Origin of the sequence: Janibacter sp. CX7, assembly GCF_024362365.1 — a bacterium.
In the GTDB taxonomy this organism is placed as follows: domain Bacteria; phylum Actinomycetota; class Actinomycetes; order Actinomycetales; family Dermatophilaceae; genus Janibacter.
Genome location: NZ_CP101464.1, coordinates 2,347,519 through 2,368,412, shown reverse-complemented (window position 1 = coordinate 2,368,412; position 20,894 = coordinate 2,347,519). Strand labels below are relative to the sequence as shown.

Genomic DNA, 20,894 nt, shown 5'->3' with positions numbered 1-20,894 from the left:
GAATCATGAGCAGCACCGATCCGCACCGCCCTCCCGCGGCGACCCCCTCGGCGGGCGATCTCGCGGTCGAGGTCGAGGGCATCACCAAGAGGTTCCCGGGCGTCGTCGCCAACCGCGACGTCACCTTCGGCGTGCGCCGCGGCACGGTCCACGCGATCGTCGGGGAGAACGGCGCCGGCAAGTCGACCCTGATGAAGATGCTCTACGGCGTGCAGAAGCCGGACGAGGGCACGATCCGCATCGACGGGCAGGCCGTGTCGATGTCGAGCCCCTCCGACGCGATCAAGCACGGCGTCGGCATGGTCTTCCAGCACTTCATGCTCGCCGACAACCTCACCGTGGCCGAGAACGTCGTGCTCGGCGCCGAGAAGCTCCACGGCATCGGCGGGGGTGCGCGCACGGAGATCCGCCGCATCTCCGACGAGTACGGCCTCGACGTCGACCCGGACTCGCTCGTCGCCGACCTCGGCGTCGGCGCGCGCCAGCGGGTCGAGATCCTCAAGGTGCTCTACCGCGGTGCCCGCACGATCATCCTCGACGAGCCGACCGCGGTCCTCGTGCCCCAGGAGGTCGACGAGCTCTTCGACAACCTGCGCGAGCTCAAGCGCGAGGGCATCACCGTGCTCTTCATCTCGCACAAGCTCGACGAGGTGCTCTCCGTCGCCGACACGGTCACCGTGATCCGTCGCGGCACGACGATCGACACCGTGCTGCCCCAGGACGTCACCGCGCGCCAGCTCGCCGAGCTCATGGTCGGCTCCGAGCTGCCGACCCCCGAGACCGAGGAGTCGACGGTCACCGACCGGGTCGTGCTCTCGATGCGCGGCATCACCCTCGGCGGGTCGGGGCGCAGCGTCCTCGAGGACATCAGCCTCGACATCCACGCGGGCGAGGTCCTCGGCATCGCCGGCGTCGAGGGCAACGGCCAGGCGGAGCTCGTCGAGGTCATCATGGGCATGATCGAGCCGGTCTCCGGCACGGTGCACCTCGAGGGTGACGACATCTCCGACTGGGACGTGCGGCGCATCCGCGAGGCCGGCGTCGGCTACATCCCCGAGGACCGCCACCGTCAGGGCCTGCTGCTCGACGCACCGCTGTGGGAGAACCGGATGCTCGGTCACCAGACCCAGGCTCCCGCTTCCCGCCGGGGTCTGCTCACCTCGTCGGCCGCCAAGGCGGACACCGAGCGGATCGTGCGCGACTACGACGTGCGCACCCCGAGCATCCACGTCTCCGTCGGCTCGCTCTCCGGCGGCAACCAGCAGAAGCTCATCGTCGGCCGCGAGATGAGTCACGACCCCAAGGTGCTCATCGCCTCGCACCCGACCCGCGGCGTCGACGTCGGCGCCCAGGCGGCGATCTGGGACCTCATCCGCGAGGCCCGCCGCGAGGGCCTGGCCGTGCTGCTCGTCAGCGCCGACCTCGAGGAGCTCATCGGGCTCTCCGACACGATCAAGGTCATCCTGCGAGGGCGGATCACCGGCGAGTTCGACCCCGACTCCGTGACCAGCCAGGAGCTCGGCAGCGCGATGACCGGCGCCGGGAAGGACGCATCATGAAGCTGACCCTGCGCCGTCTGGCGCTCACCCTCGCGGCGCCGCTGCTGGCCGTGCTCGTGGCCTTCGTCGTCACGTCTGCGGTGCTCATCGCCGTCGGCGACCCGGTGGGGCTCGTTTGGGAGACCCTGCTGTCGGAGCCGAAGCCGCGCACGATGGTCAACATCATCAACAGCGGCATCACCTACTACATCGCCGCGATCGCCGTCGCCATCGGCTTCAAGATGAAGCTCTTCAACATCGGTGTCGACGGGCAGTACCGCATCGCGACCTTCGCCGCGGCGATCATCGCCGGTCACGGCTGGCTCCCGGGCCCGCTCAACATCGTCCTCGCGCTGCTCGTCGCCATGCTCGTCGGTGGTGTCTGGGCCGGCATCGCCGGCTGGCTCAAGGTCACCCGCGGTGTCTCCGAGGTCATCTCGACGATCATGCTCAACGCGATCTCCGGCGGCCTGGTCGCCTGGGGGCTGCGCAGCTGGGGCGAGCGGGCCGAGGGCAGCAACACCCGCAGCACGCAGGAGATCCCGGCCTCGAGCCAGCTCGAGGGCCTCTCGCTCGTCCCCGACGCCACCAACCGCGTCTACACCCTGCTGATCCTGGCGGTCGTGCTCGGGCTGCTCTACTGGTTCATCGTCAACCGCACCCGCTTCGGCTTCGACGTGCGGGCCACCGGTGAGTCCGAGTCCGCGGCCGTCGCCAGCGGCGTCAAGGTCCCCCGCATGGTGCTGACCGCGATGGTGCTCTCGGGCGCGGTCGCGGGCCTCATCGGCATGCCGGCCTTTTTCGGGGCCGACCACTCCTACGGGCTCAACTTCCAGTCCGGTGTCGGCTTCATCGGCATCGGTGTCGCGCTCCTCGGGCGCAACCACCCGGTCGGCATCGCCTTCGCCGCGCTGCTGTGGTCGTGGTTGGAGAAGGCGAGTGACGGTCTGCAGCTGCGCGCCGACGTCTCGCCCGCCCTCGTCTTCATCATCCAGGGCGTCATCCTCCTCGCGGTCGTCATCGCCTACGAGGTCGTCCACCGCATCGAGCAGCGCATGGAGCAGCGGCAGGTCGCCCGCGAGCTCGATGCCGGCGTCACCATCGAAGGAGCCTCGGCATGACCCTCAGCGTCGGTACCGAGAGCGAGGTCGCCCCCACGCGGCCCACCCGCCGCATCCCCTTCTGGGTGTGGCCGCTCGCGCTCGCCGCGATCCTCGTGGTCCTGTCCGTCATCCGCATCGTCACCGGCCAGGGGGACATCGCCTCCTCCGGCACGCTCAGCGCGGCCCTCGCCTGGGCGATGCCCCTGGCCCTCGCCGGTCTCGGCGGCCTGTGGGCAGAGCGTGCGGGAGTCATCAACATCGGGCTCGAGGGCATGATGATCCTCGGCACGTGGGGCGCCGCCTTCGGCGCCCTCCACGGCGGCCCGTGGATGGGTGTCGTCGGCGCGCTCGTGTGCGGCGCCCTCGGTGGCCTCGTCCACGCCCTGGCGACGGTGACCTTCGGCGTCGACCACATCGTCTCCGGTGTGGCGCTCAACATCGTCGCCGTCGGTGTGGCCAGCTATCTCGCCGCCCGCTTCTTCGGCGGCCTCGAGGGCGGCAGCGACGTGCAGTCCCCGGCCCTGCCGCACCTGCCGAGCATCGGCATCCCCGGCATCGCGGACCCGCTCGCGACGATCGAGGACAAGGACTGGTTCTTCGTCTCCGAGCTCGCCGCGCTGCTCAAGGCGGCGACGACCGGGCTGTCCGCGCTCACCGTCCTCGGCCTGCTGCTCTTCGTCGGCACGTGGTGGGTGCTGTGGCGCACCCCCTTCGGCCTGCGGGTGCGCAGCTGTGGTGAGTCGCCGGTGGCCGCCGAGACCCTCGGCGTCAACGTCTACCTCTACAAGTACATCGCCGTCGTCACGTCCGGTGCCCTCGCCGGCCTCGGTGGCGGCTTCCTCGCGATGGTCGCCTCCGACACCTACCGCGAGGGTCAGACCGGCGGCCGCGGCTACATCGGTCTCGCCGCGATGATCTTCGGCAACTGGCGCCCCGGCGGCGTGCTCATGGGTTCGGGCCTCTTCGGCTACATGGACGCCCTCCAGCTGCGCGGCGGAGGCGCGGCGCTGCACGCGCTGCTGCTCCTCGTCGCGCTGCTCCTGCTCGGCATCGGGATCTGGCAGATCCTGCGCCGCCAGGCCTACGTCCAGGGCACCTTCGCGGTCGTCGTCGGCATCCTCGTCGTCGTCTACTGGTTCCTCTCCGACCAGGTCCCCAGCGAGGTCACCCCCTTCGCCCCGCACCTGACGACGCTGCTCGTCCTCGCCTTCGCCAGCCAACGCCTGCGGATGCCGGCGGCCAACGGCAAGGTCTACCGACGAGGCGAGGGGCACTGACATGGCCGGCCCCATCGCCGCAGCCGACTGGGAGCGCTTGCGCGAGAGTGCGGTCGAGGCGATGGGGCGGGCCTATGCGCCCTACTCCAACTTCCCCGTCGGGGTCGCCGGCCTCGCCGACGACGGGCGCCTGCTGAGCGGCTGCAATGTCGAAAATGCCTCGTACGCGGTCGGCCTGTGCGCCGAGTGCGGCCTGATCAGCGACCTCGTGCGCACCGGGGGCGGCCGGCTCGTCGCCGTGTGGTGCGTCGACGCCCGGGGTGAGACGCTCATGCCGTGCGGTCGCTGCCGCCAGCTGCTGTGGGAGCACGGCGGTGCGCAGTGCCGCATCCAGACGCCGGAGGGCGAGCGGGGTCTCGCCGAGATCCTGCCCCAGGCCTTCGGCGCCGACGACCTGACGAAGGGAGCACCGTGACCGAGCAGCACGACGCCGTCGACATCATCCGCACGAAGCGGGACCGCGGGGAGCTGAGCCCCGAGCAGATCGACTGGGTCATCGACGCCTACACCCGCGGGGTCGTCGCCGACGAGCAGATGTCATCGCTCGCGATGGCGATCCTGCTCAACGGCATGACCCGCCCGGAGATCGCCCGGTGGACCGCGGCGATGATCGCCAGCGGTGAGCGCATGGACTTCTCCTCGCTGAGCCGGCCGACCTCCGACAAGCACTCGACGGGTGGAGTGGGCGACAAGATCACGCTGCCGCTCGCGCCCCTCGTCGCCGTCTTCGACGTCGCCGTGCCGCAGCTCTCCGGTCGCGGGCTCGGCCACACCGGCGGCACCCTCGACAAGCTCGAGTCGATCCCCGGCTGGCAGGCCGACCTGACCAACGAGGCGATGCTCGCCCAGCTCGACGACGTCGGGGCGGTCATCTGCGCGGCCGGTGCCGGGCTGGCCCCCGCGGACAAGAAGCTCTACGCCCTGCGCGACGTCACCGGCACCGTCGAGGCGATTCCGCTCATCGCCAGCTCGATCATGAGCAAGAAGATCGCCGAGGGCACCGGCGCGCTCGTCCTCGACGTCAAGGTCGGGTCGGGTGCCTTCATGAAGACCCGGGAGGACGCGACCGAGCTCGCCCGCACCATGGTCGACCTCGGGACCGACGCGGGGGTCAACACCGTCGCGCTCATCACCGACATGTCCGTCCCGCTCGGCCTGACGGCGGGCAATGCCCTCGAGGTGCGCGAGTCGGTCGAGGTCCTCTCCGGCGGCGGTCCGCAGGACGTCGTCGACCTCACCGTCGCCCTCGCCGACGAGATGACCCGCGCCGCGGGCAAGGACGTGGGGGCCGACGAGCTGCGCGCCGCCCTCGCCGACGGCCGGGCCATGGACGTGTGGCGCCGGATGATCTCCGCCCAGGGCGGCGACCCCGACGCCGAGCTGCCCACCGCAGCCGAGACCGAGACCATCACGGCGGACGCCGACGGCTACCTCGAGCACGTCGACGCGCTCGCCGTCGGTGTCGCCGCGTGGCGCCTCGGCGCCGGGCGGGCCCGCAAGGAGGACCCGGTGCAGGCCGGGGCCGGCGTCGAGCTGCACGCCCGACCCGGTGACCGCGTCAGCGCGGGCCAGCCGCTCATGACGCTGCACACCGACACCCCCGAGCGCTTCGCGAGGGCCCAGGAGTCGCTCACCGGCGCCTGGCGGATCAGCGACGCGGCCCCGGCGCCGCGCGAGGTCGTGCTCGACCGGATCACCGCCCAGGAGGCCTGACGTGCCCGAGCTCAACGACGCCCCGTCGATCATCGACGTGCCGGGCGGCAAGGTCATCGCCGAGCACGTCGGCCGGGTCGCGACCGGCAGCGCGGCGATGTCGGTCGCCCACATGAAGGCGCCGGCCGGCTGGTCCGAGCCGGCCCAGCGGCCCGACTTCGACGAGGTGACGCTCGTGGTCGCGGGGACGGTCCTCGTCGAGCACGACGGCGGCACCACCGAGGTGCACGCCGGCCAGAGCATCGTGACCAGGGCGGGGGAGCGGGTGCGCTACTCGACCGGGGACGCCGGCGCCGAGTACGTCGCCATCTGCACGCCCGCCTTCGCCCCCGAGACGGTCCACCGGGAGGACGACGAGTGAGCCTCGACGAGGCGAGCATCCGCGCGCTGCCCAAGGTGGTCCTTCACGACCACCTCGACGGCGGCGTGCGCCCCCAGACCGTCCTCGAGATCGCCGACGAGGTCGGTCACGAGCTGCCGGTGAGCGGTGCCGACCGGTCGGCCGAGGGACTGGCGCGGTGGTTCCGCGAGTCGGCCGACTCCGGCTCGCTCGTGCGCTACCTCGAGACCTTCGAGCACACCGTCGGCGTCATGCAGACGGCACCCGCGCTGCGCCGCGTGGCGCGCGAGTCGGTCCTCGACCTCGCCCGCGACGGCGTCGTCTACGCCGAGTCGCGCTATGCCCCCGAGCAGCACCTGGGCGCCGGCCTGAGCCTCGAGCAGGTCGTCGAGGAGGTCGACGCCGGCTTCCGCGAAGGGGAGGAGGAGGCCGCGGCGGAGGGACACCCGATCGTCGTGCGGGGCCTGCTCACCGCGATGCGGCACGCCGCGAAGTCCCGGGAGATCGCCGAGCTCGCGGTGCGCTACCGCGACCGTGGGGTGGCCGGCTTCGACATCGCGGGGGCAGAGGCGGGGCACCCGCCGAGCCGGCACCTCGACGCCTTCGAGTACCTGCGCCGCGAAAATGCGCACTTCACGATCCACGCCGGCGAGGCCTTCGGCCTGCCGAGCATCTGGGAGGCGCTGCAGTGGTGCGGCGCCGACCGGCTCGGGCACGGGGTGCGGATCGTCGACGACATCGGCTTCCGCGGGGCGACCGTCACCGACGACCCGCTCGCGGCGAACCAGGCGGCGCGCGAGGACCCCTCGCAGCTTCGGCTGGGGCGGCTCGCCGCCTATGTCCGCGACACCCGGGTGCCGCTCGAGATGTGCCCCCACAGCAATGTGCAGACCGGCGCGGCGCCCTCGATCGCAGCGCACCCGATCACCCTCCTCGCGCGGCTGCGCTACCGGGTCACGCTCAACACCGACAACCGGCTGATGTCGGACACCTCGATGACCCGGGAGATGCTCGCCCTGGTCACCGAGGCCGGCTGGGACCTCGAGGACCTGCGCTGGGTGACGACGAACGCGATGAAGTCCGCCTTCCTCCCCTTCGACGAGAGGCTGGAGCTCATCGAGGGGCGGATCAAGCCCGCCTACGCGGCCCTTGCCTGAGCCCGCTGTGCCTGGTGGCCTTGGTGCCACCTGGTGGCGTTGGTGCCACCCGGCTGGCCCGAGACGGGCAACCAGGTGGCCTCAACGACGACGGGTGCGCACAGCGACACCCGCCTCGCCTCAGTAGGTGTCGCTCGGACCCGCGTCCGCGGTCTGACCCGGCTGCGGCACGACGAGGCCCGCGGGCCCGACCTGCTCGGCGCCGGCCAGCAGGGCCGCCGTGCTCGAGGTGCCGATGCGGGTGACGCCCTCGGCGAGCATCGCGAGGAGCGTGGGGATGTCGCGCACGCCGCCGGAGGCCTTGACCTCCATGCTCTCGGGGGTGTTGGCCCGCATGAGTGCCACGTCGGCGAGGGTCGCGCCCCCGCCGGCGAAGCCCGTGGACGTCTTCGTGAAGTCGGCCCCCGCGTCGGCGCTCGCCCGGCAGGCGTCGACCTTGGCGCGCTCGTCGAGCAGCGCAGTCTCGAAGATGACCTTGACCAGGGCGCCAGCCTCGTGACCCACCTCGACGACGGCCGCGATGTCGTCGCGCACCGCGGTGATGTCACCGCCGCGCAGCCGGCCGATGTTGAGCACCATGTCGAGCTCGGTCGCGCCGTCGGCCAGGGCCTGCCGCGACTCGGCGACCTTCGCCGCCGTCGAGGTCGTGCCGTGGGGGAACCCGATGACCGTGCACACCCGGGTCGGGCTGCCGTCGACCGCCGCGATGGTCTCCGCGGCGAGGGCGACGTCGCTCGGGCGCACGCAGACGCTCCAGATGCGCTGGGCCGCGAGCTCGCGAACGGAGGCGGCCACTTCGTCGGGGGTCAGCTCCGGCTTGAGCAGCGCGTGGTCGACGAGGTCGGCGACGTCCTGGACGGTGAGCGTCGTGCCGGGGGCGAAGGGGGGACGGCGAGTCATGTCCTCAGCCTAGGGCGTCGACCCAGCGCGACCCCACCTCGCGCAGCCGCCCGGAGCCGGCGGTCAGCTCCGCGACGAGGGGCGTGAGCCCGGCGACCTCGGTGGCCGGGACCCCGAGCGTCAGGGTGACCTCGGCGGCGTAGTCGGCGTCGACGACGTGCACGCCCCGCGAGCGAAGCTCGTTGTCCACGCGCCCCGCCTCGACGTGCGACACGACGAGCTCGTGCTCGACGACGAGCTCGCGCCGCAGCGTGCCCACCGACTCCAGCCCGGCGCGCACCGCGTCGCCGTAGGCCCGCACGAGACCGCCGGTGCCGAGCAGCACCCCGCCGAACCACCGGGTGACGACCGCGACGACATCGCTCACCTCGTGCCCGGTGAGGACCTCGAGCATCGGGGCGCCGGCCGTGCCCGACGGCTCGCCGTCGTCCGACGAGCGGGCCACCCCGCGGTCCGGCCCCAGGACGAAGGCCGAGCAGTGGTGCCGGGCGTCCCAGTGCTGCTTGCGCAGCCGCTCGACGACGGCACGGGCGCTCCCTTCGTCCTCGACCCGCTGGAGGGTGCACAGGAAGCGCGACCGCTTGACCTCGATCTCGACCTCGCCGTCGCGGGCGACGGTGAGGTAGGACGTCGTGGCCATCGCCGACCTCAGGCGCCGGCGAGCTCGCGCTCGGCCTGGCGGGGGGTGGCGCAGCGGGCGCCGAGCTCGACGTGCCGGGCGACGACGCGCGGCTCGTCGCGCATGAGGACCAGGCCGCGGCGCACGAGGGTCAGCGGTGGCTTGCGGCGCTCCTTGAGGTCGCGCGCCAGCCGCAGCACGAAGGTCTTGAGCCGGTGGTGACGGATGCACCAGGCGGAGTGGAGCAGACCGGCCTCGCGCAGGGCCGGGATCGCCTCGGCCGCGAAGATCCCCTCGGCGACGACGAGGTCGTCCGGCCGCGCGGTCACGGTGTGCTCGCCCGTGGCCCGCGAGACGCTGATGTCATAGATCGGCATCGCCGCCGTCCCGGTCGCCAGGAGGGTGCTCAGCGCGGCGATCGCCGCCGCCTCGTCCCAGCTGTCGGGGTGGTCCCAGTCGACCATCCCGAGCTCTTCGCTGCGGGGCAGGCCGGGGGCGTCGAGGTCCTTGTAGAAGTCGTCGAGGCGCACGACCGGCCACCCGTGGTCACGGTGCAGGCGGGCGGCGAGACGGGACTTGCCGGACCCGCTCGGCCCGGCGAGGACGACGACACGTCCGGTCGAAGGGGGCAGGGCTGGCGTCGGCACGAAGGGAGAGTCTAGAGCGCCGTGAGCGACTCCATCGCCGCCCGCACCCGGCCGAGGCGCTCGGCGGCCCGCTCACGTGCCGCCGACAGGTCGTCCGGGGAGGCGACCGGCTCGATCGCCTCGAGGTAGACCTTGAGCTTCGGCTCGGTGCCGGAGGGGCGAACGATGATCCGCGAGTCGTCGTCGAGCAGGTAGCGCAGCCCGTCGGTCGGCGGCAGCCCGCCGGCGCCGACCGAGAGGTCTTCGGCGCTCGCGACGGGGGAGTCGGCGACCTCGGTCGGCGGCTCCTGGCGCAGCCGGTCCATGATCCGCCCGATGTCGGTGAGGTCCTCGACGCGGATCGAGAAGGCATCGGTCGCGTGCACACCGAGCTGGCGGTGCAGGTCGTCGAGGACGTCGAGCAGGGTGCGACCCTCGGCCTTGAGGATCGCGGCGAGCTCGGCGACGAGCAGCGCGGCCGAGACGCCGTCCTTGTCGCGCACGAGGTCGGGGGCGACGCAGTAGCCGAGCGCCTCCTCGTAGCCGTAGTGCAGCCCCTCGACCCGGGCGATCCACTTGAAGCCGGTGAGCGTCTCCTCGTGCGCCACCCCGGACAGCCGGCACATCGCGGCGAGCAGCCGGGAGCTGACGATCGAGTTGGCCATCCGGCGGCCCTTGGGCACGCCGCGCATGATCAGGTGCGAGGCGAGCAGGACGCCGAGCTCGTCGCCGCGCAGCAGCCGCCAGCCGCCGTCGACCGCGGGGTCGGGCACGGCCACGGCGCAGCGGTCGGCATCGGGGTCGTTGGCGATGACGAGGTCGGGTGAGGTCGCGCGGGCGGCCGCCAGGGCGGCGTCGAGCGCACCGTCCTCCTCGGGGTTGGGGAAGGCGACGGTGGGGAAGTCGGGGTCAGGTGCCGCCTGCTCGGCGACCTTGGCCGGCGCGGCGAAGCCGGCCCGCTCGAAGGCGCGCTCGACCGTCGTGTCGCCGACCCCGTGGAGCGCGGTGTGCAGCACGGAGAGGTCGCGCGGGGTGTCGAGGCCGACGACTCCCGAGACGGCGTCGAGGTAGGCCTCGAGCACTTCGTCGCCGAGGACCTCCCAGCCGGACTCGGCGCGCGGCACCGACGCGACGCTCGCGACCTGGTCGATCTTCGCCGCGATCTGCGCATCGCTCGGCGGCACGATCTGGCTGCCGTCGCCGAGGTAGACCTTGTAGCCGTTGTCCTGAGGCGGGTTGTGGCTGGCCGTGACCATGACGCCCGCGTCGGCGCCGAGGTGCCGGATGGCGAAGGCGAGCACCGGCGTCGGCAGCGGCTCCGGCAGCAGCACCGCGCGCCCGCCGGCGGCGGTGACGACCGCCGCCGTGTCGATGGCAAAAGCGTCGGAGTTGTACCGCGCGTCGCGGCCGATGACGACGAAGGGAGCGGAGCTCGCCTCCTGCAGGTGGGCCACGAGGCCCGCGGCGGCGCGGATGACGACGGCCCGGTTCATGCGATGGGGGCCGGCGCCGAGGGCGCCGCGCAGGCCGGCGGTGCCGAACTGGAGCAGCCCGGTGAAGCGGTCGGCGAGGTCGGCGACGGCGGCCGGGTTCCCCCCTTCGGCAGCGGAGACGACCGTCAGGAGCTCCCCCCGGGTCGCCGGGTCGGGGTCGTCGGCAGCCCACTCGCGCGCGGCGGTGAGCAGGTCGTCGGAGACGTCGGCGGCGTGGCGGGAGGTGTAGCTCATGGGCGTCCTCAGATCTTGGCGACGATGCTGGCGAGGAGGGTGCCGCACCGCTCGGCAGCGGCCTGACCGGCGGCGACGACCTCGTCGTGCGCCAGCGGGGTCTCGCTGATGCCGGCGGCGGCATTGGTGACGAGCGAGACGCCGAGGACCTCGAGCCCGGCCTCGCGGGCGGCGATCGCCTCGAGCGTCGTCGACATGCCGACGAGGTCGGCGCCGAGGATGCCGGCCATGCGCACCTCGGCGGGGGTCTCGTAGTGCGGTCCGCGGAACTGCGCGTAGACGCCCTCGTCGAGGTCGGCGTCGACCTCGCGGGCCAGCTCGCGCAGGCGGGGGGAGTAGAGGTCGGTGAGGTCGACGAAGTTGGCGCCCTCGATCGGCGAGGTCGCCGTGAGGTTGATGTGGTCGCTGATGAGGACCGGGGTGCCCGGGCCCCACTTCGGCCGCAGCCCGCCGCAGCCGTTGGTGAGGACGATCGCGCGGCAGCCGGCGGCCGCCGCCGTGCGCACCGCGTGGACGACGGCGCGCACGCCACGCCCTTCGTAGAAGTGCGTGCGGGTGCCGAAGACGAGCGCCCGGCGGCCGGTGTCGGCGATCTCGACGGAGCGCAGCTGCCCGGAGTGGCCGGCGACGGCCGCCGCGGTGAAGCCGGGCACCTCGGCCTGCTCGACGGTGGCGACGGTGCGGCCGACCCGGTCTGCGGTCTGGCCCCAGCCGGAGCCGAGGACGAGGGCGACGTCGTGGGTCGCGACGCCGGTGCGCTCGGCGATGACGGCCGCTGCGTCGCGGGCGAGGGCGAAGGGGTCCTGGGTGTCAGCGGTCTGGGTCACAGGCGCAATCTACAAGGGTGGTTGGATGGGAGGCGTGACTCGAACGAACTCTGTTGTGATCCTCGGCGGCGGCCCGGGCGGCTACGAGGCGGCCCTCGTGGCCGCGCACCTGGGGGCGTCGGTCACCGTCGTCGACCGGGACGGCATCGGCGGGGCCGCGGTGCTCACCGACTGCGTCCCGAGCAAGACCCTCATCGCGACGGCCGACTACCTCGGCGGCATCGAGACCGCCTCCGACCTCGGCGTGCACCTCGAGGACCACGAGGGCGACGTCGCGACCGAGACGGTCGCCGAGCTCGACGCGATCAACCGCCGGGTGCGCAACCTCGCGGCCGCGCAGTCCGCCGACATCACCGCCCGGCTGCAGGAGGTCGGGGTGCGGGTCGTGCCCGGCACCGGCCGGCTCGCCTCGCCGAGCGAGGTCGTCGTCGAGGGTCCCGACGGGGGCACCGAGACGATCGCCGCCGACGTCGTCCTGCTGAGCACGGGCGCCACCCCGCGGGTGCTGCCGACGGCGCAGCCCGACGGTGAGCGGATCCTCACCTGGCAGCAGATCTACGAGCTGCCCGAGATCCCCGACAAGCTCATCGTCGTCGGCTCGGGCGTCACCGGCGCCGAGCTCGCGCAGGCCTACCTCGGCCTGGGCACCGACGTCACGTTGATCTCCTCGCGCGAGCTCGTCCTGCCGGGCGAGGACCAGGACGCGGCCGCGGTCATCGAGGACGTCTTCCGCCGCCGGGGCATGACGGTGCTCAACCGCTCGCGCATGGCCTCCGCCGAGCGGCGCGGCGACGGCGTCGTCGTCACCCTCGAGGACGGCCGTGAGGTCGAGGGCAGCCACGTGCTCATCGCCGTCGGCGCCGTGCCCAACACCCGCGACATCGGTCTCGAGGAGGTCGGCGTCGAGCTCAGCGACTCCGGCCACATCGTCACCGACCGTGTCTCGCGGACCTCGGTCCGCGGCATCTACGCGGCGGGCGACTGCACCGGCGTCTTCGCGCTCGCCTCCGTCGCGGCGATGCAGGGCCGCACGGCCATGGCGCACGCTCTGGGCGACGCGGTGACCCCCCTTCGGCTCTCGGCGGTGTCGGCCAATGTCTTCACCGATCCCGAGATCGCGACGGTCGGCATGAGCGCCGCCGACGCGGCCGACAACTCCGACGTGGAGGCCGTGATGATGCCGCTCTCGCGCAACCCGCGGGCCAAGATGCTCGGCATCGAGGAGGGCTTCGTCAAGCTCTTCGCCTACCGGGGGACCGGCACGCTGCTCGGCGGGGTCGTCGTCGCGCCGCGCGCCTCGGAGCTGATCTTCCCCGTGGCCATCGCCGTGCAGAACAGGCTCTCCGTCGACCAGGTCGCCTCGACCTTCACCGTCTACCCCTCGCTCACCGGCACCCTCGCCGAGGCAGCCCGACGGCTGCACCCCCTGCACGGGGAGTGAGCGCAGCCGGCGCGCTGGCATCGGTGCGCCGCTAGGGTCGAAGGGGGCCGATCCGCGGCCCGCGACGAAGGAGCCGAGGATGAGCAACAGCCCGCAGCAGTTCAACGGCGGCGAGTACGTCGACAAGGCGCGCGACGCGGCCCGGGACCACCCCGACCAGGCGCGCGGTGCGATCGACAAGGTCCAGGAGGCCGTCGACAAGCGCACCGGCGGCAAGTTCACGTCGATCATCGACAAGGCCGGCGACTTCGTCGAGGACAAGCTCGGCCTGCCGGAGGGGAAGAAGGCGGAGCCCAAGGCGGACTCGGCCCCCAAGGCCGACACGGAACCGAAGGCCGACGGCTCGACCGGCGGCGGGGCCCTGCCCGGCTGATCCAGCGCGCCGCGCCGGTCGTCAGTCGACCGGCGCGGTCACCGTCGCCGCCTGCAGCTGCAGGTCGGTGCGCACGGCCGACCCACCGACCACGACGGTCCGGGTGACGATGGCGCTCGTGGACCGGTCGACGGCGGTGACGACATAGGTGCCCTCCTTGGGCACCGGCAGGTCGTAGCGCCCGTCGGGGCCGGTGCGCATCCAGTCGACCGACCCACCGGCCCGGCGGGTGACGACGACGGAGACGTCGCACGCCGGCTGCCCGTCGACCCCGGTCACCGTGCCCGAGATGCTCATCCGGTCGCGCAGGACCAGCGGCGGCACCTTCGGCCCCTGCTCCAGGTCGACGTAGGCGCTCACGGGCGCCCAGCCGGGGGCGGTGACGACGAAGAGGTGCTTGATCGGGCCGCCCGTCGCCACCGAGTAGTCGCCGGCCGAGTCCGTGTGCGACCAGTCGACGTGGGAGCCCTGGCCACCGAGCACCGTGACGACGGCCCCGGGGAGAGGCTGCCCCGCAGCGTCCGTGATCCGGCCGTGGACGACGTGGTCGGCCTTCTGCTCCTCGACGTCGGGGCGGCCCGGGACCTCGGCGGAGCGCTGCCGCAGGAAGGGCAGGATCAGCCCGAGGCTGATGAGCGAGGCGGCCGTCGCCAGGCCGAAGACGGTGGCCATGCCGGTGTAGGTCGGGAACCCGGTGGCCGTGATCGTCGCCGCGAGCACAGCGGTGGTCACCGCACTCGCCGTGGACGTGCCGACGGAGCGGAGCAGCGTGTTGAGCCCGTTGGCCGCCGCGGTCTCGGTGACCGGCACCGAGCGCATGATGAGGGTCGGCAGCGCCGAGTAGGCCAGCGCGGTGCCGATGGTCACGGTGATCGTGCCGAGCACGACGAGCCCGATCGAGTGGCTGAAGGGGATGCGCGCGAGGTAGGAGACCGCCATGATCGCCGCGCCGGCACCGATCGCCATCTCGGGGCCGAAGCGGCGGGTCACCCAGCCCGAGAGCGGCGCGAGCAGGCCGAAGGCCACGGCGGACGGGGCCATCCACAGCCCGGCGTGCAGCGCGTCGAGCCCCAGTCCGTAGCCGGTCTCCTCGGGGGTCTGCAGCAGCTGTGTCGACACGAGCATGTTGACGAACATCGCGAAGCCCATGAAGACCGAGATCGTGTTGGCCGCGATGACGACCGGCTGCGAGGCGGTGCGGATGTCGACGAGCGGGTTGGGGATGCGCAGCTCGAGCGGGACGAAGAGGCCGAGCAGCAGCAGACCCGCGGCGAAGCAGCCGAGCGTGCGCACGTCGAGCCAGCCCCAGTCGCTCCCCTTGGAGACGGCGAGGAGCAGCAGCACGAGCGCCAGGCTGAGCAGGACCGCGCCGCGCACGTCGAAGGCGCCCGCGGTCCGCACGCTCGACTCCGAGACGGTCAGCAGGACGAGCGCGATCATCAGCAGCGCGAGGACACCGGGCAGCCAGAGCACGACGTGCCAGTCGAAGGCCTCGGCGAGGTAGCCCCCGAGAGGCAGCCCGACGCCGGCGCCGATCGCCAGGGTCGCGCTCATCAGGGCGACGGCGAGCGGCACCTGCTCGGGGTCGAGCTCGTCGCGCATCGTGGCGATGCCGACCGGCACGAGCGCCATGCCCATGCCTTGCAGGGCGCGGGCGAGGATGAGGAAGGGCAGCGAGGGGGCGAATGCCCCGACGAGGGCGCCGAGCGAGACGATGCCGAGCGTCACGAGGATCATCCGCCGCTTGCCGTACATGTCGGCCATGCGCGAGATGACCGGCGTCGCGACCGCCCCGGCGACGAGCGTGGCCGTGACCATCCACGAGGCATTGCCGGCGCTCGTGCCGATGAGGTCGGGCAGCTCGGGGACGAGCGGCAGCACCATCGTCTGCTGGAGCGAGACGATGGTGCCGCAGAGGGCGAGGACGGCGATGACGACGCCGCCCCCGGCACGCCGGGGAGGCGTGCCGGGGGCGGCGTCGGTGGTCACGTCCGTGGCGATGATCAGTCCTTGATCTCGGCGAGGACCGCACCGTTGCTCACGGTGGCCCCGACCTCGGCCTGCAGGCCGGTGATCGTGCCGGCCTTGTGGGCGTTGATCGGCTGCTCCATCTTCATCGCCTCGAGGACGACGACGAGGTCACCCTCGGCGACCTCCTGGCCCTCCTCGACGGCGAGCTTGACGATCGTGCCCTGCATGGGGGCGGTGAGGCTGTCGCCGGAGGCCGCGGCGCCGCCGCCACCCCCGCCGGAGCGCTTGGGGGCCTTCTTCTTGGCCGCGGCGCCACCGCCGCCACCGAGCGAGAGGCCACCGGGCAGGACGACCTCGAGGCGCTTGCCGCCGACCTCGACGGTGATCTTCTGGCGCTCGCCGTCGTCCTCGGCCGCCTCGCCGACCTCGCCGCCGTAGGGGGCGATCTGGTTGTCGAACTCGGTCTCGATCCAGCGGGTGTAGACGGAGAAGGGGGCGTCACCCTCGGGAGCGAAGGCCGGGTCGCGGACGATCGCCTGGTGGAACGGCACGACCGTCGGCATGCCGTCGACGACGAGCTCGTCGAGGGCGCGGCGGGAGCGCTCGAGCGCCTGCTGGCGGGTGGCTCCGCTGACGATGAGCTTGGCGATCATCGAGTCGAAGGCACCGGCGACGGTGTCGCCCTCCTCGATGCCGGCGTCCCAGCGGACACCGGGGCCCTGGGGGACGCGCATCCTGGTCACGGTGCCGGGGGCCGGCATGAAGTTGCGGCCGGCGTCCTCGCCGTTGATGCGGAACTCGAAGGAGTGGCCGCGGGCGATCGGGTCGTCGTAGCCGAGCTCCTCGCCGTCGGCGATACGCAGCATCTCGCGGACGAGGTCGATGCCGGTGACCTCCTCGGTCACGGGGTGCTCGACCTGCAGGCGGGTGTTGACCTCGAGGAAGGAGATGGTGCCGTCCTGGGCGACGAGGTACTCGCAGGTGCCGGCACCGACGTAGCCGGCCTCCTTGAGGATCGCCTTGGAGGCGCGGACGAGCTCGGCGTGCTGCTCCTCGGTGAGGAAGGGGGCGGGGGCCTCCTCGACGAGCTTCTGGTTGCGGCGCTGCAGCGAGCAGTCACGCGTCGAGACGACGACGACGTTGCCGTGCTGGTCGGCGAGGCACTGGGTCTCGACGTGGCGCGGCTTGTCGAGGAACTTCTCGACGAGGCACTCGCCGCGGCCGAAGGCCGTGACGGCCTCGCGGACGGCGGACTCGTAGAGCTCCGGGATCTCCTCCATCGTGTAGGCGACCTTGAGCCCGCGACCGCCACCGCCGTAGACGGCCTTGATGGCGATGGGCAGGCCGAACTCCTCGGCGAGGGCGACGACCTCGTCGGCGTCCTTGACCGGGTCGTTGGTGCCGGGGGCCAGCGGCGCGTTGGCCTTGACGGCGATGTGCTTGGCCTTGGCCTTGTCACCCAGCGCGTCGATGGCCTGGGGGCTCGGGCCGATCCAGATCAGCCCGGCGTCGAGGACGGCCTGGGCGAAGTCGGCATTCTCCGCGAGGAAGCCGTAGCCCGGGTGGACCGCGTCGGCGCCGGCGTCCTTGGCGACCTGCAGGAGCTTGTCCTGGAGCAGGTAGCTGTCGGCGGGCGTCTGGCCGCCGAGGGCATAAGCCTCGTCGGCGACCTTGACGTGCAGGGCGTCACGGTCGGGCTCGGCGTAGACGGCGACGGAGCCGATGCCGGCGTCGGCGCAGGCACGGGCGATGCGGACGGCGATCTCGCCGCGGTTCGCGATGAGGACTTTGCTGATGGCCATGGGCCGCAGACTACTGCGTGCCTGCCACCCCCGGCGGGTCGCCCGCATCGTGGCGCCGCACACCCCCTTCGCCCACCCCCTGCGGAGGCGAAGGGGGGTGCCCGTCACCTCGACCAGCCGCGGGAGTCGGTGCACCGGGTCGGGTCGTCGTAGCGCTGCCGGATCTCGTCGGCGCGGGAGCGGGCGAGGTTCCATCCGGCGAGGGTGTCCTCGTCGCCGGCGCCGTACACCTGGTGCATCGACAGCGCGCACTGCTTGATGTGCGCGGGCAGGGCGCTCGACTCGATGGTCGGCACGGCGTCGGCGGGCAGGCTGCTGAGGTACCAGGTGTCGATCTTGCCCGTGGACTGCCACCGCTCGATGTTGCGGTCGGCGACCCAGGCGCTCGTGTTGCCGACGGTGCCGACGATGGTGAGCACGGCGGCCGCGACGAGGACCGCGCGGCCGAGCCAGCGCCGGGTCGGGGTGAAGAGGGAGACGAGCACCGCGAGGACGACGAGCCCGAGCCAGATCTCGAAGAGGTCGGCGTTGATCCGCAGCGTCGTGTAGCCGTAGGCGTCCTGGTAGAGCGCCATGCGGCGCAGCGCGGAGGCGACGACGAGCAGGGTGAGGACGCACAGGGTCGCGTTCATCGCGGTCATGACCCGGCGGTCGCGGTCGGTGCTCGTGCGGCCGAGCGCTCGAACCCCGGCGACGAGCAGCAGGACGAGCGCGGTGGCGACGGTGAGCTGGCCGAAGCCCTGCCGGGCCGACTCGGCATAGGTCACGCCCGCCGTGCGCACGACGTAGTCGTGCCCGCCGACGACCGCCGCGGCCTGGGCGACGACGAAGGCGACGAAGATCGCGATGACGACGCCGAGCGGGACCTGCCACTCGCGCTCCGGGATGCGAGGCGACAGGCGTGCCCCGTCGACGGTCGGCGGGTTGATCGCGAGGTAGAGACCGGCGAGCGTGACGCCGGCGAAGAAGACGAGCACGAAGACGCGGAAGATCGCCATGTCGCTGATGTCGGGCACGAGGGCCGAGGCCCAGGAGCCGAGGACGGCGTCGGCCGAGGAGAGCAGCCCGCCGAAGACGAGGAGCAGCGCGAGGCTGACGACCCCGGTGCGCAGCACCGACCACGCGCTGCCGCGGCGGGCGAGCGTGCGGATCGTCCGGTCGAGCAGGGGCAGCCCGCGCAGCGCGGAGAGCGGCCAGGCGATGACCGAGGCGATCATGCCGGTGACCGTGCGCGCGTCGGTGCACGCGGCGGCGGCGAGCACCCCGGCGACGGCGACGGCGAAGAAGCTCATCACCGGGTCGTCACGCAGGACCGTCGTCAGGCCGAGGGGGAGGGCCAGGGCGGCGGTGACCCACGACCACGGCTTCGCCCGGCGGGCCGAGGCGAGCCACAGGGCCGCACCTCCGGCGGTGAGCACGACGAGCAGCCCGAGCCCGATCGCGTTGCCCGGCAGCAGGATCGCGGCGAGCAGGCCGACGGCGAGCGCGGCGAGCAGCAGCCGCGGCTGCCCCTGCGTGATCCGCTCGGGCCACCACCGCGACAACGAGAGTCCCGTTCCCTGCCCTTCGAGACGGCGCTGGCGCGCCTCCTCAGGACCCGGTGCGAGGCCGTTCGCGGCCGAGCCTCGAAGGGGGTCGTGCGCGGGCTGTGCAGCAGTCATGACGGTCTCCTGGGTGGTGAGCGGTGCGGGCGAAGGGGAGGTCGGCGGGGTGAGCGGGAGGCGGAGCTGGAGCCGGGCCCCGGACCCCTCGAGACGCTCGCCCGCTGCGCGGACTCGCTCCTCAGGGAGTGGGGTGGGCAGCGCCCGGATGGTGCCGCCGTGCATCGAGGCGACCCACGCGGCGATGGCGAGGCCGAGGCCGGTGCCACCCCCTTCGTCCCCGCCGGGACGGAAGCGGTGGAAGAGCCGCTCCGCCCGCTCCGGGGTCAGGCCGGGTCCGTCGTCGGCGACGGTGAGGGTCCACGCGTCGTCGCTGGCGCGGGCGGTGAGGGTGACGGTGCCGCCGCTCGGGCTGTGCCGCACCGCGTTGTCGAGGAGGTTGGCGGTGACCTGGGCGAGGCGCGCGCGGTCGCCGGTGACGACGAGGTCGGCGGGCTCGACATCGGCGACGAGTGCGACGTCCCGGCCCTGGAGGGTGGTCTCGCCGATGGCGTCGTCGAGCAGGTCACCGACGCGGATCCGGCTGGGGGAGAGGGGGATTCCCCTGCCGTCGGGCCTGGAGAGGTCGAGCAGGTCGGTGACGAGCGACCCGAGGCGCTCCGACTGGGCGAGGGCGGCGCGCAGGGTCGCCTCGTCGGGGGTGGTGACGCCGTCGGCGAGGTTCTCGAGCAGGGCCTGCTGCGCCGACAGGGGCGTGCGCAGCTCGTGGGCGACGGTGGCGACGAGACGCCGTCGGTGCTCCTCGCCCTGCTCCAGCTCGGCGGCCATGCTCGCGAAGGCACGGGCCAGCTCACCGACCTCGTCCTGGCTCGACGTCGTGATCCGGGCGCCGTAGTCCCCCTTCGCCATCCGCCGTGCGGCCTCGGTCATCTGGGTGAGCGGGGTCGTCATGCCGGTCGCCAGCCAGCGGGTGACGACGAGGGCGAGGCCGATCGTCGCGGGCAGGCCGATCCACAGGGGGACCCCGGCATCGGTGCCGACCGTGCCGACGACCGCCGCGACGACGACGCTCACGCCGACGAGGACGGCGAGGCGGGTGCGGATCGAGGTGAGCTCGAGTAGTGGAGCGGAGCGGTTCATCGGTCGTTCCCGTCGTCGAGGGCGTAGCCGACGCCGTGGACCGTGCGGATCCGGTGGCTGCCGACCTTGGCCCGCAGCGACTTGACGTGGCTGTCGAGGCTGCCGCGGCCGAGACCGTCGTCCCAGCCCCACAGGTCGGCAACGATCCGCTCGCGGCGCAGCACCGCGCCGGGCTCGCGGGCGAGGAGGGCGAGCAGGTCGAACTCCGTCGGCGTGAGGTGGACCGCGTGGCCGTCGACGGTGCACCGACGGGTGCGCTCGTCGAGGGTGAGCCCGGCGTGGTGGGTGATCGTCTCGGTGGGGCGCCCGAGCTCGGCAGCGCGCTCGACGCGGCGCAGCAGGGCCCGGACCCGGGCGACGACCTCGCGCATGCGAAATGGCTTGGTGAGGTAGTCGTCGGCGCCCACCCCGAGCCCGACGATGATGTCGCTCTCGTCGTCGCGGGCGGTGAGCATGAGCACCGGCACGGGGCGGTCGGCCTGGATCCGGCGGCACACCTCGAGCCCGTCGAAGCCGGGCAGCATGAGGTCGAGCACGACGACCGCGGGGTCGTGCTCGGCGTGGGCGGCGACCGCCCCCGGCCCGTCGTGCGCCTGCACCACCTCGAAGCCCTCCGCCGTGAAGCGGTCGGCCAGGGCCTGGTTGATCGTCGGGTCGTCCTCGACGACGAGCACGCACGGTGCGGGAGCGGTCATGGGATCAGGCTAGGGAGCCCCACCGGTGGATCCCCGGTGGGAGA

18 protein-coding genes are annotated in these 20,894 nt (G+C 72.9%); 9 read left to right on the top strand and 9 right to left on the bottom strand.

Going from position 1 to position 20,894, the window contains the following annotated elements:
- Positions 1 to 5 precede the first annotated feature (5 nt).
- The 7 genes from NMQ01_RS11620 to NMQ01_RS11590 are packed head-to-tail and all read left to right on the top strand — an operon-like array spanning position 6 to position 7,128.
- The gene (locus NMQ01_RS11620) at positions 6 to 1,559 is read left to right on the top strand and encodes an ABC transporter ATP-binding protein (RefSeq protein ID WP_255184089.1); all 1,554 of its coding nucleotides are present in this window, start codon (positions 6 to 8) and stop codon (positions 1,557 to 1,559) included.
- On the top strand, positions 1,556 to 2,659 hold the full coding sequence (locus NMQ01_RS11615) for an ABC transporter permease (RefSeq protein ID WP_255184088.1): 1,104 nt from the start codon (positions 1,556 to 1,558) through the stop codon (positions 2,657 to 2,659). Before NMQ01_RS11620 ends, NMQ01_RS11615 begins: the two co-directional genes overlap by 4 nt.
- The gene (locus NMQ01_RS11610; RefSeq protein ID WP_255184087.1) at positions 2,656 to 3,918 is read left to right on the top strand and encodes an ABC transporter permease; all 1,263 of its coding nucleotides are present in this window, start codon (positions 2,656 to 2,658) and stop codon (positions 3,916 to 3,918) included. The genes NMQ01_RS11615 and NMQ01_RS11610 overlap by 4 nt, the downstream gene beginning before the upstream one ends.
- A gap of 1 nt (position 3,919) precedes the next feature.
- A complete protein-coding gene (locus NMQ01_RS11605) occupies positions 3,920 to 4,333 on the top strand; it encodes a cytidine deaminase (RefSeq protein ID WP_255184086.1) in 414 nt (137 codons plus the stop codon).
- Entirely contained in the window at positions 4,330 to 5,631 is a 1,302-nt protein-coding gene (locus NMQ01_RS11600; RefSeq protein ID WP_255184085.1) for a thymidine phosphorylase, read from the top strand. Before NMQ01_RS11605 ends, NMQ01_RS11600 begins: the two co-directional genes overlap by 4 nt.
- Before the next feature lies 1 nt (position 5,632).
- The gene (locus NMQ01_RS11595) at positions 5,633 to 5,992 is read left to right on the top strand and encodes a cupin domain-containing protein (protein ID WP_255184084.1); all 360 of its coding nucleotides are present in this window, start codon (positions 5,633 to 5,635) and stop codon (positions 5,990 to 5,992) included.
- The gene (locus NMQ01_RS11590; RefSeq protein ID WP_255184083.1) at positions 5,989 to 7,128 is read left to right on the top strand and encodes an adenosine deaminase; all 1,140 of its coding nucleotides are present in this window, start codon (positions 5,989 to 5,991) and stop codon (positions 7,126 to 7,128) included. The genes NMQ01_RS11595 and NMQ01_RS11590 overlap by 4 nt, the downstream gene beginning before the upstream one ends.
- 120 nt (positions 7,129 to 7,248) lie before the next feature.
- On the opposite strand, the gene deoC is transcribed toward NMQ01_RS11590, so the two are convergent.
- From deoC to NMQ01_RS11565, 5 genes are read right to left on the bottom strand one after another with little or no spacing between them, the layout of a single operon-like run.
- Positions 7,249 to 8,028, bottom strand: coding sequence for a deoxyribose-phosphate aldolase (gene deoC, locus NMQ01_RS11585; RefSeq protein ID WP_255184082.1), 780 nt, complete (start codon positions 8,026 to 8,028; stop codon positions 7,249 to 7,251).
- Positions 8,029 to 8,032: 4 nt separating this feature from the next.
- Complete coding sequence (locus NMQ01_RS11580; RefSeq protein ID WP_255184081.1) at positions 8,033 to 8,668, bottom strand: YigZ family protein; 636 nt, start codon at positions 8,666 to 8,668, stop codon at positions 8,033 to 8,035.
- 8 nt (positions 8,669 to 8,676) lie between these two features.
- Positions 8,677 to 9,294 carry a uridine kinase gene (locus NMQ01_RS11575; RefSeq protein ID WP_255184080.1) on the bottom strand — a complete coding sequence of 206 codons (618 nt, stop codon included), beginning with the start codon at positions 9,292 to 9,294 and terminating at the stop codon, positions 8,677 to 8,679.
- Positions 9,295 to 9,305: 11 nt separating this feature from the next.
- A complete protein-coding gene (locus NMQ01_RS11570; RefSeq protein WP_255184079.1) occupies positions 9,306 to 11,000 on the bottom strand; it encodes a phospho-sugar mutase in 1,695 nt (564 codons plus the stop codon).
- Between the two features lie 8 nt (positions 11,001 to 11,008).
- Positions 11,009 to 11,827, bottom strand: a complete 819-nt coding sequence (locus NMQ01_RS11565) for a purine-nucleoside phosphorylase (RefSeq protein ID WP_255184078.1) — start codon at positions 11,825 to 11,827, stop codon at positions 11,009 to 11,011.
- 25 nt (positions 11,828 to 11,852) lie between these two features.
- On the opposite strand from NMQ01_RS11565, the gene NMQ01_RS11560 reads away from it, so the two are divergent.
- Both NMQ01_RS11560 and NMQ01_RS11555 read left to right on the top strand, forming a co-directional pair.
- The gene (locus NMQ01_RS11560) at positions 11,853 to 13,268 is read left to right on the top strand and encodes an NAD(P)H-quinone dehydrogenase (RefSeq protein WP_255184077.1); all 1,416 of its coding nucleotides are present in this window, start codon (positions 11,853 to 11,855) and stop codon (positions 13,266 to 13,268) included.
- Between the two features lie 79 nt (positions 13,269 to 13,347).
- Complete coding sequence (locus NMQ01_RS11555; RefSeq protein WP_255184076.1) at positions 13,348 to 13,641, top strand: antitoxin; 294 nt, start codon at positions 13,348 to 13,350, stop codon at positions 13,639 to 13,641.
- A 21-nt stretch (positions 13,642 to 13,662) separates the two neighbouring features.
- On the opposite strand, the gene NMQ01_RS11550 is transcribed toward NMQ01_RS11555, so the two are convergent.
- The 4 genes from NMQ01_RS11550 to NMQ01_RS11535 form a co-directional block, all read right to left on the bottom strand.
- Complete coding sequence (locus NMQ01_RS11550) at positions 13,663 to 15,630, bottom strand: MFS transporter (protein ID WP_255184075.1); 1,968 nt, start codon at positions 15,628 to 15,630, stop codon at positions 13,663 to 13,665.
- Positions 15,631 to 15,644: 14 nt separating this feature from the next.
- Positions 15,645 to 17,414: a biotin carboxylase N-terminal domain-containing protein gene (locus tag NMQ01_RS11545; protein ID WP_255184074.1), complete on the bottom strand. Its 1,770-nt coding sequence runs from the start codon at positions 17,412 to 17,414 to the stop codon at positions 15,645 to 15,647.
- 104 nt (positions 17,415 to 17,518) lie between these two features.
- Positions 17,519 to 20,155, bottom strand: a complete 2,637-nt coding sequence (locus NMQ01_RS11540) for a DUF4153 domain-containing protein (protein WP_255184073.1) — start codon at positions 20,153 to 20,155, stop codon at positions 17,519 to 17,521.
- A complete protein-coding gene (locus NMQ01_RS11535) occupies positions 20,152 to 20,850 on the bottom strand; it encodes a response regulator transcription factor (RefSeq protein ID WP_255184072.1) in 699 nt (232 codons plus the stop codon). The genes NMQ01_RS11540 and NMQ01_RS11535 overlap by 4 nt, the downstream gene beginning before the upstream one ends.
- Positions 20,851 to 20,894 lie beyond the last annotated feature (44 nt).

Bases quoted from the DNA above. Each gene is read 5' to 3' on its own strand.
- NMQ01_RS11580 (WP_255184081.1), bottom strand. From the start codon at position 8,668: ATGGCCACGACGTCCTACCTCACCGTCGCCCGCGACGGCGAGGTCGAG.
- NMQ01_RS11535 (WP_255184072.1), bottom strand. From the start codon at position 20,850: ATGACCGCTCCCGCACCGTGCGTGCTCGTCGTCGAGGACGACCCGACG.
- NMQ01_RS11620 (WP_255184089.1), top strand. From the start codon at position 6: ATGAGCAGCACCGATCCGCACCGCCCTCCCGCGGCGACCCCCTCGGCG.
- NMQ01_RS11615 (WP_255184088.1), top strand. From the start codon at position 1,556: ATGAAGCTGACCCTGCGCCGTCTGGCGCTCACCCTCGCGGCGCCGCTG.
- NMQ01_RS11555 (WP_255184076.1), top strand. From the start codon at position 13,348: ATGAGCAACAGCCCGCAGCAGTTCAACGGCGGCGAGTACGTCGACAAG.
- NMQ01_RS11570 (WP_255184079.1), bottom strand. From the start codon at position 11,000: ATGAGCTACACCTCCCGCCACGCCGCCGACGTCTCCGACGACCTGCTC.
- NMQ01_RS11610 (WP_255184087.1), top strand. From the start codon at position 2,656: ATGACCCTCAGCGTCGGTACCGAGAGCGAGGTCGCCCCCACGCGGCCC.
- NMQ01_RS11540 (WP_255184073.1), bottom strand. From the start codon at position 20,155: ATGAACCGCTCCGCTCCACTACTCGAGCTCACCTCGATCCGCACCCGC.
- NMQ01_RS11560 (WP_255184077.1), top strand. From the start codon at position 11,853: ATGGGAGGCGTGACTCGAACGAACTCTGTTGTGATCCTCGGCGGCGGC.
- NMQ01_RS11545 (WP_255184074.1), bottom strand. From the start codon at position 17,414: ATGGCCATCAGCAAAGTCCTCATCGCGAACCGCGGCGAGATCGCCGTC.
- deoC (WP_255184082.1), bottom strand. From the start codon at position 8,028: ATGACTCGCCGTCCCCCCTTCGCCCCCGGCACGACGCTCACCGTCCAG.
- NMQ01_RS11605 (WP_255184086.1), top strand. From the start codon at position 3,920: ATGGCCGGCCCCATCGCCGCAGCCGACTGGGAGCGCTTGCGCGAGAGT.